We start from the raw sequence: 9,314 nt of genomic DNA on the forward strand, positions 1-9,314 counted from the left end.
GTCGACAACTTCCTCGCGGAGGGCGCGCGTTACGGCCTCGGCAAGCGCGATCTCGTCTCCAACATCAACTGGTACATGAACGTGCCCGTCGAGAACTCTACGACGAGGGATACGGCCCCGGCGGGGAGTACGGCCGGGAGCGGGCGTACGACGACGACGGCATGGACCCCGACGAGTACTCCGGGCCCTACGGACGGCACGGTGGCGCCCTGCGCCCCTACCGCGGCAGCGCCCGCTGGCACCGGCCGGTGGCCTGGATCCTCGCCCTGCTGATGGGTATCGGGATGGTTGCCCTCGCCTTCACGGCCGTCTACCGCGGGGCCGCGGGCAACCGCCAGGACCGGGTTCCGCCGCCCGCCACCACCGGCGTCGACGCCACACCCACATCCGGCTCTGCCACGGCCCGGGTGGGCGGGCCCTCCGCCTCCGCGGAGTACTCCGCGCCGCCGGTTTCGGCAGACCCCCGCACTCCCTGAGCAGGCTCTGTGCGCCCCCTTGTGCGCCCCCTGTGTCCGCCTGGTCTGCACCCCATACGAACGACTTCCACGGGCCCTTGGGTGACCGCTCCACGAGCCCCTGGACGGCCACGTAAGAACTCGTCGGAGTTTGTCGCGTACCAGTGCGTTTACCGCGGCCCCGCCGGACCTACCCTGAAAGTATGGCTGGGCGCGGAGACCCGCCTGAGGGGACACCCGAGGGACTCCCCGGCGGTGGTGAGGACGAGTACCGATCCGTCGTCTTCGACGAATCGTTCGTGCGGGCTGCCCGGCTTCAGGAGTTCTCGGCGCAGGAGCGGATGGGCGAGCACGCGCGAGCCGTGCGCAGCCTCCCCGCCTTTAGCCGCAGGAGGGGTTCCAGGCAGATCCTGGTGCTCATCCTGCTGGTCGCGATGGCCTTCGGAACGGCCATATACCTGGGCGTCCGGCATCCGTACCAGGCACCGGCCGCCAAGCATGCCGACCCGCTGCGGATCACGGTGATCCCGCTGGCCCCGCAGGGCCCGGTCCCGGGCGGCCCACCCGCCGACCTGTATGCGCACAGCCCCGCCGCAAACTTCCGTGTCGGAGCCTCGGGAATCAATCTGCCCGGCGCCCAGCGCACCATGAGCTTCTCCGAGAGCCAGGTGATGACGGCCCTGACCACCGCGAAGGACTACCTCGTGGAGTCCTCCCTCAACCCCGATGTCCTCACGGGTGGTGCGGTGAGGCCGGTGCGGGTGCTGCTCGACCCCGACCAACTGGAGCAGTTCGACCGGAGCATGGCCACCCCGGCCGCCGACGGCCGCCATGCCGCCACCGGCTGGCTGGTGCGCTACGACCCCGCGAAGGTGGCGCTGGCCGAACCCGAGGTCCGGGTGCAGGGCACGCTGCGCGTCGCAGAGGCGGGGCCCGACGCCCTGGAGGTGACGTCGGACCACACCTTCGCCTACACGCTGCGGCCGGTGGGCGTGAGCGGGCCGCGGGCGAGCGAGGCCTCGCTGTTCACCGTCCGCCGTGAGCTGCACTTCCGCTTCGACCGGGACGATCTGAACCAGCACCGCGCGGAGTTGTTGGTCAGCTATGTCCAGGCCGGCCCGCAGGCCTGCTCCGCGAACGTGTCCGGCAGCCTGCGCCCGCTGCTCGCCGGCGAGCGGGCGACCGCGGGCGGCCCGGCGGGCACCGACCCGTATGCGACGGGCCAGGCCACCGCGGCGCTCTGCGGGTCGCTGGCGCCTGGAGCCCAGCCCTCGCCTTGACCGAGGTCGCCGCCGCTCAGGCCTCGCCCTGGCTGCCGCCGCTCCCGCTGCCGTTCTCGCTCGCCGGACCGCTGCCGTTGCCCTTGCCCTTGCTCCCGCCGGAGCTTTCGCTGCTGCCGCTTGGGCTGCCGCCCGAGCCGGTGAACTTGTCCCGGAGCTTGCCGCCCAGGTCGCCCGCGCCGCCGGCTATGTCGCCGACCAGCTTCATCAACGGATCCTTGCTGGTGCGCACCGTCTCGGCGTAGTGCGAGGCGGATTCGCGGAAGGAGTCGGACACCGAGGTGTCCTTGTCCTCCGTGCGCCGCGAGTAGTGACCGTCCATGATCCGCTGGTAGTCGCGGCTCTCGGCCCACTTCTTCAACTCGGCGGCGCGCACCGTGGTGAACGGGTGCGAGCGGGGCAGCACATTGAGGATCTTCAGCACGGAATCGCGCAGATCGCCGCCCGCCTCATACTCCTCGGCCTGCTGCAGGAACGCGTCGACGTTCATCTCGTGGAGGTGATTGCCACCGGCGATCTTCATCAGTCCGCGCATCGAGGCCTGCAGGTCCTGGCCGACCAGCAGCCCGGCGCGGTCCGCCGAGAGCTCCGACTTGCGGAACCACTCGCGCAGCGCCGTGACGATCGCCATGATCGCGACATTGCCGAGCGGGATCCACGCGATCTTCAGCGCGAGATTGGTGAGGAAGAGCAGGATCGTGCGGTAGACGGAGTGTCCGGAGAGCGCATGGCCCACCTCATGCCCGACGACCGCCCGCATCTCCTCCTCGTCGAGCAGCTCCACCAGCCCGGTGGTGACCACGATGATCGGCTCGTCCAGGCCGATGCACATGGCGTTGGGCCGCGGGTCCTGCGTGACGTACATCGCCGGGACCTTCTCCAGGTCCAGGACGTAGCAGGCGTCCCGCAGCATGCTGTTCAGATGCGCGAACTGGGCGTCGCTCACCCGCACCGAATCGGAGAGGAAGAGCAGCCGCAGGCTGCGCTCCGGCAGCAGTCCGCTCAGCGCCTTGAAAACGGTGTCGAAGCCGCTGAGCTTGCGCAGGGCGACCAGCGCCGAGCGGTCGGCGGGGTGTTCGTACGCCCGTGAAGAGATGCCCGGGAAGCGCTTGCGCTGCCTGCTCGGCACGCTCTCGTGACTGCTTTCGGTCATTCAAGCCCCCTGTTGCCCTGTTGGTCGTGTACCCGCTCGTCCCCCTGACGGACCCCAGCGTAGGTGCTGGAGTTACGGTGTGGCGGGGGGCTGTGGATAACTGAGGAGTACACCCGACATGCCGGACACCGCCGCACTGCTCGCCGCCGCATCCGAGCAGCAGGGACCGGGCAATACGCTGCGCATCCTGCTGGTCGCGTCGATCGCCGGAGCGGCCCTGCTCGCCTGGTTCCTGCTGCGCGGCTACCGCGGAAACGGCGCCGACGACCAGGACAACGACTGAGTCGGCGTGGGCGTGCCCGGACCGCCCGCATACGATGTGCGCGAAGTCTCTCCGCCCGTCCGATTCCCGAGTTCAGACTCCCGATCGATAGGTCCTGCTGAAGATGAGCCTCGCCAGCACCGCCGCCAACCTGGTCACTCTCGCCGAAGGCGCCGAGCACGGTGGCAACCACGAAAGCCTCAACCCCTACCTCACCGGCGGCGGCGCGCTGTTCGTGCTGCTTCTGATGCTGTGGATCACTACCCGCTTCAACCGCGACCGCTGAGTCGGGGCCGAGCCGCCGTACCAGTAGGCTCTGCACGCATGGGAGAGCAGGAAGTGGCTACCGGTTCGGGTTCCGGTTCCGGCAAGCGCCGAATCGGCGTGATGGGCGGGACGTTCGATCCGATCCACCATGGACACCTGGTGGCCGCCAGCGAGGTAGCCGCCCTGTTCCACCTCGACGAGGTGGTGTTCGTACCGACCGGGCAGCCGTGGCAGAAGAGCCATAAAGCGGTGTCTCCGGCCGAGGACCGCTATCTGATGACGGTCATCGCCACGGCGTCCAACCCGCAGTTCTCGGTGAGCCGCATCGACATCGACCGTGGCGGGCCGACCTACACGATCGATACCCTGCGGGACTTGCGCTCCCTCAACAAGAACGCGGATCTTTTCTTCATCACCGGAGCCGACGCGCTCTCCCAGATCATCGGCTGGCGGAACGCCGAAGAGCTGTTCTCGCTCGCCCACTTCATCGGTGTGACCCGGCCGGGTCACGACCTGACGGACGACGGGTTGCCGGAGGGCGGGGTTTCCCTGGTGGAGGTTCCGGCGCTGGCGATCTCGTCGACCGACTGCCGGGCGAGGGTCGCGGAGGGTGATCCGGTCTGGTACCTGGTGCCGGACGGTGTGGTGCGCTACATCGACAAGCGCCAGTTGTACCGCGGCGAGTGAGCCACGGAGAGGGGCACTGGTGAACGACCAGCAGAATCCGTACGACCCGTATTACCAGCAGCCGCAGATCATTGGCTACGACGAGTACGGGCAGCCGGTCTATCAGCAGCCCCAGCAGTACGACCCCTACGCACAGCAGCAACAGCAGCACTCTCAGCAACCGCAGCAGCCACGGCAACCCCAGCAGCCGCAGGGTCAGGACCAGGGCTACGGATACGACCCCTACGCCCAGCCCCAGCAGTACGACTCGTATGGCCGGCAGCAGGCCCAGCAGCCGCAAGGCCAGGGTTATGGCTACGAGGGCTACGACACGGGCCGGCAGCCCGCCGCCGTCGACACCACCCAGCAGTGGAACATCCCGCAGCAGCATCCGGCCCCGGCCGCGCGGGCACCCGAGGCCGCGCGGGCACCCGAGCAGGAGCAGGCCGCGGTGCCCGGGCAGCGCCGGCCCGCGCCCGACCGTGACTACCGCGCCGAGCAGTTCTCCTTCATCGAGGAGCCCGACGAGGACTCCGAAGACGTTATCGACTGGCTGAAGTTCACCGAGAGCCGCTCCGAGCGGCGCGAGGAGGCCAAGCGCCGCGGCCGTAACCGCATAGTCGCGCTTGTCGTCGTCCTCGCGCTGGCCGTCGCAGGCGGCGTCGGCTACCTCTGGTACGCGGGAAAGCTGCCCGGCCTGGCGGACACGCAACAGAAGAACAGCACGGCGACCGGACCGCAGCAGCGGGACGTGATCGTGGTGCATCTGCACAACACGAAGAAGAAGGGCACCTCCACGGCCCTCCTCGTGGACAACGCAACCACCAAGCAGGGCACCACCGTCCTGCTCCCCAACTCCCTCTCCGTCGCCAACGACGACGGCACCGCCACCACTCTCGGCAAGTCGGTCGAGGACGACGGCTCGACGGGCACCCGGGAGGCGATCGGTACCCTCCTCGGCGCCAAGATCACCGGCACCTGGCGGCTCGACACCCCCTATCTGGAGAATCTCGTCGAGCTGGTCGGCACCATCGACCTGACCACCGACACCGACGTGCCCGGCGCCAAGAAGGGGGAGGCACCGCTGGTGAAGAAGGGTGAGAACCAGACGCTGAACGGCCGCGCCGCCGTCGCGTACGCCACCTACCTCGGGCCAGGCGAGGCCGAGGCGAAGCAGCTGCAGCGCTTCGGGCAGGTCATGCAGGGCGTCCTGAAGAAGTTCCCGGACGACCCGAAGGCGGCGACCGTCACCGTGGAGACGCTGGCGCAGATCCTCGACCCGTCGCTGCGCGAGAGCGATCTGGGCGCCTCGCTCGCCAAGCTCGCCGAACACGCAAAGGGCGGCGACTACAAGACGGCGCTGCTGCCGGTCCAGCAGGACGGCACACTCACCGCACAGGCCGCCGACAGCGTCGTCAAGGACGTCCTGGGCGGCACGGTCACCGCGCCGGACAAGGACGCGGCCGTCCGTGTGGGGATCAAGAACGCCACCGGGACGACCAGTGCCACGGAGAAGGCCCGGATCGCCCTGGTCAACGGCGGCTACTCGGTGCTCGACGGCGGCAAGGCGGACACCGAGTCGACCTCGCGGGTCACTTACGCGGACGAGGCACAGAAGGCGAAGGCGGCGGAGGTCGCCAAGACCCTGGGCCTGCCGGCGAGCGCGGTCAAGAAGGGCGATCCTGCTCCCAACGCCGATGTCTCCGTCGTCCTCGGTACGGACTACAAGGCTGAATGATCAAGCCGAATAATCACGGCAAGGGCTGTCGGTGGTCCGTGAGACCCTTGAGGGGTACCTGACCGACGACGAAAGCCTGCTTGTGACCGCCACGGATCGCTCCATCGAGCTTGTCAATGCTGCCGCTCAGGCGGCCGCCGACCGGCTCGCGCACGACATCATCGCCTACGACGTCAGCGACGTGCTGTCGATCACCGACGCCTTCCTGCTCGCCTCCGCGCCCAACGACCGCCAGGTCAAGTCGATCGTCGACGAGATCGAGGAGCGGCTGAACAAGGAGCTCGGCGCCAAGCCGGTGCGCCGCGAGGGCGACCGCGACGCGCGCTGGATCCTGCTCGACTACATCGACATCGTCGTGCACGTCCAGCACAGCGAGGAGCGTGTCTTCTACGCCCTGGAGCGGCTATGGAAGGACTGCCCCGAGCTGCCTCTCCCCGAGGACGCTCTGAAGACCCGCGGCAAGGCCGAGGAGCACGCACGGCTCGCCGGCGACCCGGACGGTGAGCTGAGCTGAACGGCGACAACAACAAGCGCAGCGGCAGCGGCAGAGGGCGCCGCGTCGTCCTGTGGCGGCACGGCCAGACGTCGTGGAACCTGGAGCGCCGCTTCCAGGGGTCCACGGACATCGAGCTGACCGAGACCGGAGCCTCCCAGGCGCGCCGGGCAGCCCGGCTGCTCGCCTCCCTCAGGCCCGACGCGATCGTCGCCTCCGACCTCAAGCGAGCGGCGGCCACGGCCGGCGAGCTGGCCGAGATCACCGGGCTCGACATCTCCTACGACGCCGCCCTGCGCGAGACGTACGCGGGCGCCTGGCAGGGCCTGATCCACGATGAGATCGTCGCTCGGTACGGCGAGCAGTACGCCGCCTGGAAGCGCGGCGAGCCCGTGCGTCGCGGCGGCGGTGAGCTGGAGACCGAGGTCGCAGACCGGGCCGCTCCCGTCGTGCTGCACCACGCCGAGAAGCTGCCCGACGACGGCACGCTGGTCGTGGTCAGCCATGGCGGCACGATCCGTACCACCATCGGCCGGCTGCTCGGCCTGGAGGCCCACCACTGGGAGAGCCTCGGCGGGCTCTCCAACTGCTGCTGGTCGGTGCTCGGCGAGGGCGCGCGCGGCTGGCGTCTGCTTGAGCACAACGCCGGCACGCTTCCGGAACCGGTCCTTGGCGACGACGACTGACCCCGACTGTGCCCGGCTCTCGGCCCCGCACCCCCGGATTTCACTTTCCGGCAGGTCGCAGGCTAAAGTTCTTCTTGTTCGCAGCGCCGAGCGCGAAGAACACGCGGGGCTATAGCTCAGTTGGTAGAGCGCCTGCATGGCATGCAGGAGGTCAGGAGTTCAATTCTCCTTAGCTCCACAGGTTCCACAATCCGGGTCCCGTCCTCGATCAGAGGGCGGGATTTCGCGTTTCGGTCGCGCGCGCAGTTCGCGCAGCATGGGCTGACTGGCGGTGGCCCGTGAGCCTGCAAAAGGCTGGTGACCGTCTCTCAGCTCGGACAGCTCATCGGCGTCGCCGCGTTCGGCACACTCTTCCTGAATCGTCAGACAGTACCTGGGGCACTGGAGTCCGCCGACGCGCTGTGGGTGTGCGCCCTCGCGCCGACAGCCGCGTCGATCTTGGGTGCGATGGCCGGTCTCGTCGACGAATGAATGGCGATGGCCACACGTAAACGCCGCTGACCCTCTTGCGTGGCCATGGCAGAATCGGACGGCCGGAGGGGACACCGGCCAGGATGGGAGGGAGAGCACGATGTCCGCCAGCAGCAGCGAGGAGGCCGATGACCTGCTTGCCACTGCGGAGGTACGCGCTCGTCTCAGTTGCCCGTCCTGCGGATCGGGGCATGTCGCCCAAGTCCTCGGCGACAATGGTGGAGTTTCCTACGTGTGCACGGCCTGCGGCCACAGCTGGAGCTGAATGATGGGTGCACACAGGCGTAAGTGCGACTGGTGCGGCGGTGGTACGCCCATCGTCCGGGACATGGACCCGATCAATCCCGAGTACCAGTACTGGTGCGAGGAGTGCGCGCGGGCGCTGATCATAAAGGGCGACCCCATCGAGACGTACAGAGAGCTCGAAGGGGAGCCGATCTACGGGCGGCTCCTGGACGAGCACTGCACTCTGAAACGGTTCTATTCATTCGCCACAGCGTGACCAGGACGGTCGCGGCCGTCAGCGAATAGAGGGCCGAAAAAACCATCTGGCCGCTGTTCTGGGCGAGTTCGAGCCGTCCCGGTCCGTGCGGCACCCACCACAGGGCGTACGAACAGAACACCAGCCCCGCCGCTGCCGCCCGCCCCTTGCTGCCGCGCACCGCCAGGACAAGCACCGTGGGCACGCACCACACCCAGTGGTGAGACCAGGAGACCGGGCTGATCAGCAGTGCCGTCGCCGCGCAGGCCACAACCGCGCAGGCCCGGTCGCCCCGCAGCGCCGCGCGCACGGACACGGCGAGCCCGGCCGCAGCGACGAGAGCGGTCGCCACGACCCACCACGGCTCCGGATCGGGAGTGTGCAGCAGCCGGGCGAGGACCCCGCGCAGCGACTGGTTTGCGGTGTCCTCGGCGTGGCCGACCCGGCCGGCCGCGAAGACCATCCGGGTCCAGTAGCGCCGGGAGTCGTACGGCAGGACAGCGGCGGCCGCGAGCGTCGTGCCGAGGAAGACCGCGGCTGCTGTCGCCGCCCGCCCGAGCCACGGGTTCCAGCCCTCGCGCCGGGCCCGCACCAGACCTGTGATCAGCAAGAAGAGCGCGAAGAGCGCGGGCGTCAGCTTCACCGCGGCCGCGCACCCGATGCCCGCGCCCGCCCACCTGTGCCCCTCTCGGCGGGTGATGTCCCACAGCACGGCGACCGCGAGCAGCAGATTGATCTGGCCGTAGCGGAGCGTCGTCCACACCGGTTCGCACCACACGGCGGCCGCGGCCACCCAGAGCGTCGCCGAGCGCCGGTCCACGTGCGGGTGCGTCAGCCGCAGCGACAGGTCGACGAAGGCGACGAGCAGGAGCAGGTTCGCGGCGCTGGCCAGGGCGCGCATCTCGGGGACGCCGAGCAGGGTGAGCGGCGTGAACAGCAGGGCGGCGAACGGCGGGTAGGTCGTCGGGAGGTTCGCCTTGGTGGTGCGCATCGCGTAGAGGTCCGCTCCGGCGCGTACGGTCTCCCCCTCCGCCCGGTAGACCATCAGGTCGATCATGGAGACGTCGGCGGCGCGCTGCGCCATCCAGAAGGCCGTGAAGGAGAGCAGACAGACCGCGGCGGCGAGGGCGGGACGTCGGGCACTGGACAGCGCGATCACGGTCACGAAGGGGGACGTTACCGGCTCAGTCCGTACAGACCGGAAACGATTTGGTGATGCGCCGGGGGGAGCGTTAATCTTGTCGACGTCGCTGCGGGGGAAACCTTCGATCAAGGCGGCACATCGCAAGGGGCTATAGCTCAGTTGGTAGAGCGCCTGCATGGCATGCAGGAGGTCAGGAGTTCAATTCTCCTTAGCTCCAC

The 9,314-nt window shown here is 68.9% G+C and carries 10 protein-coding genes, 2 tRNA genes and 2 pseudogenes; 12 read left to right on the plus strand and 2 right to left on the minus strand.

Annotated features, from left to right (window positions below; translation table 11 throughout):
• Nucleotides 1-92 precede the first annotated feature (92 nt).
• Both ACWDO5_RS34050 and ACWDO5_RS34055 read left to right on the plus strand, forming a co-directional pair.
• Nucleotides 93-476: pseudogene (locus tag ACWDO5_RS34050) on the plus strand (SCO2584 family spore wall biosynthesis protein); the annotation flags it as partial.
• A gap of 182 nt (nucleotides 477-658) precedes the next feature.
• Nucleotides 659-1,735, plus strand: a complete 1,077-nt coding sequence (locus ACWDO5_RS34055; RefSeq protein WP_450534419.1) for an SCO2583 family membrane protein — start codon at nucleotides 659-661, stop codon at nucleotides 1,733-1,735.
• Nucleotides 1,736-1,751: 16 nt separating this feature from the next.
• Here ACWDO5_RS34055 and ACWDO5_RS34060 read toward each other — a convergent pair whose 3' ends face one another.
• Entirely contained in the window at nucleotides 1,752-2,888 is a 1,137-nt protein-coding gene (locus ACWDO5_RS34060; protein ID WP_450534420.1) for a M48 family metallopeptidase, read from the minus strand.
• 118 nt (nucleotides 2,889-3,006) lie between these two features.
• Between ACWDO5_RS34060 and ACWDO5_RS34065 the strand changes: the two genes are divergently transcribed.
• The 9 genes from ACWDO5_RS34065 (at nucleotide 3,007) to ACWDO5_RS34105 (ending at nucleotide 7,973) form a co-directional block, all read left to right on the plus strand.
• On the plus strand, nucleotides 3,007-3,171 hold the full coding sequence (locus ACWDO5_RS34065) for a hypothetical protein (protein ID WP_450534421.1): 165 nt from the start codon (nucleotides 3,007-3,009) through the stop codon (nucleotides 3,169-3,171).
• A 103-nt stretch (nucleotides 3,172-3,274) separates the two neighbouring features.
• Entirely contained in the window at nucleotides 3,275-3,436 is a 162-nt protein-coding gene (locus ACWDO5_RS34070; RefSeq protein ID WP_307663568.1) for a hypothetical protein, read from the plus strand.
• A 38-nt stretch (nucleotides 3,437-3,474) separates the two neighbouring features.
• A complete protein-coding gene (gene nadD / locus ACWDO5_RS34075) occupies nucleotides 3,475-4,104 on the plus strand; it encodes a nicotinate-nucleotide adenylyltransferase (protein ID WP_450534422.1) in 630 nt (209 codons plus the stop codon).
• Nucleotides 4,105-4,123: 19 nt separating this feature from the next.
• Nucleotides 4,124-5,821, plus strand: coding sequence for an LCP family protein (locus ACWDO5_RS34080; RefSeq protein WP_450534423.1), 1,698 nt, complete (start codon nucleotides 4,124-4,126; stop codon nucleotides 5,819-5,821).
• An 82-nt stretch (nucleotides 5,822-5,903) separates the two neighbouring features.
• Nucleotides 5,904-6,335, plus strand: a complete 432-nt coding sequence (gene rsfS / locus ACWDO5_RS34085; protein WP_327323563.1) for a ribosome silencing factor — start codon at nucleotides 5,904-5,906, stop codon at nucleotides 6,333-6,335.
• Nucleotides 6,332-7,000, plus strand: coding sequence for a histidine phosphatase family protein (locus ACWDO5_RS34090; RefSeq protein WP_450534425.1), 669 nt, complete (start codon nucleotides 6,332-6,334; stop codon nucleotides 6,998-7,000). Before rsfS ends, ACWDO5_RS34090 begins: the two co-directional genes overlap by 4 nt.
• 105 nt (nucleotides 7,001-7,105) lie before the next feature.
• Nucleotides 7,106-7,178, plus strand: a tRNA-Ala gene (locus ACWDO5_RS34095).
• Between the two features lie 119 nt (nucleotides 7,179-7,297).
• Nucleotides 7,298-7,471 carry a hypothetical protein gene (locus ACWDO5_RS34100; RefSeq protein ID WP_450534424.1) on the plus strand — a complete coding sequence of 58 codons (174 nt, stop codon included), beginning with the start codon at nucleotides 7,298-7,300 and terminating at the stop codon, nucleotides 7,469-7,471.
• Between the two features lie 268 nt (nucleotides 7,472-7,739).
• Nucleotides 7,740-7,973 carry a hypothetical protein gene (locus ACWDO5_RS34105; RefSeq protein WP_307665976.1) on the plus strand — a complete coding sequence of 78 codons (234 nt, stop codon included), beginning with the start codon at nucleotides 7,740-7,742 and terminating at the stop codon, nucleotides 7,971-7,973.
• On the opposite strand, the pseudogene ACWDO5_RS34110 reads toward ACWDO5_RS34105, so the two are convergent.
• Nucleotides 7,972-9,117: pseudogene (locus ACWDO5_RS34110) on the minus strand (glycosyltransferase 87 family protein); the annotation flags it as partial. The gene ACWDO5_RS34105 and the pseudogene ACWDO5_RS34110 sit on opposite strands and share 2 nt — an antisense overlap.
• Before the next feature lie 123 nt (nucleotides 9,118-9,240).
• On the opposite strand from ACWDO5_RS34110, the gene ACWDO5_RS34115 reads away from it, so the two are divergent.
• Nucleotides 9,241-9,313: transfer RNA gene (locus ACWDO5_RS34115), tRNA-Ala, on the plus strand.
• Nucleotide 9,314: the final 1 nt, after the last annotated feature.

It is taken from the genome of Streptomyces sp. NPDC000880 (genome assembly GCF_053599675.1).

Bases quoted from the DNA above. Each gene is read 5' to 3' on its own strand.
- ACWDO5_RS34065 (WP_450534421.1), top strand. From the start codon at position 3,007: ATGCCGGACACCGCCGCACTGCTCGCCGCCGCATCCGAGCAGCAGGGA.
- ACWDO5_RS34055 (WP_450534419.1), top strand. From the start codon at position 659: ATGGCTGGGCGCGGAGACCCGCCTGAGGGGACACCCGAGGGACTCCCC.
- ACWDO5_RS34070 (WP_307663568.1), top strand. From the start codon at position 3,275: ATGAGCCTCGCCAGCACCGCCGCCAACCTGGTCACTCTCGCCGAAGGC.
- nadD (WP_450534422.1), top strand. From the start codon at position 3,475: ATGGGAGAGCAGGAAGTGGCTACCGGTTCGGGTTCCGGTTCCGGCAAG.
- ACWDO5_RS34105 (WP_307665976.1), top strand. From the start codon at position 7,740: ATGGGTGCACACAGGCGTAAGTGCGACTGGTGCGGCGGTGGTACGCCC.
- ACWDO5_RS34060 (WP_450534420.1), bottom strand. From the start codon at position 2,888: ATGACCGAAAGCAGTCACGAGAGCGTGCCGAGCAGGCAGCGCAAGCGC.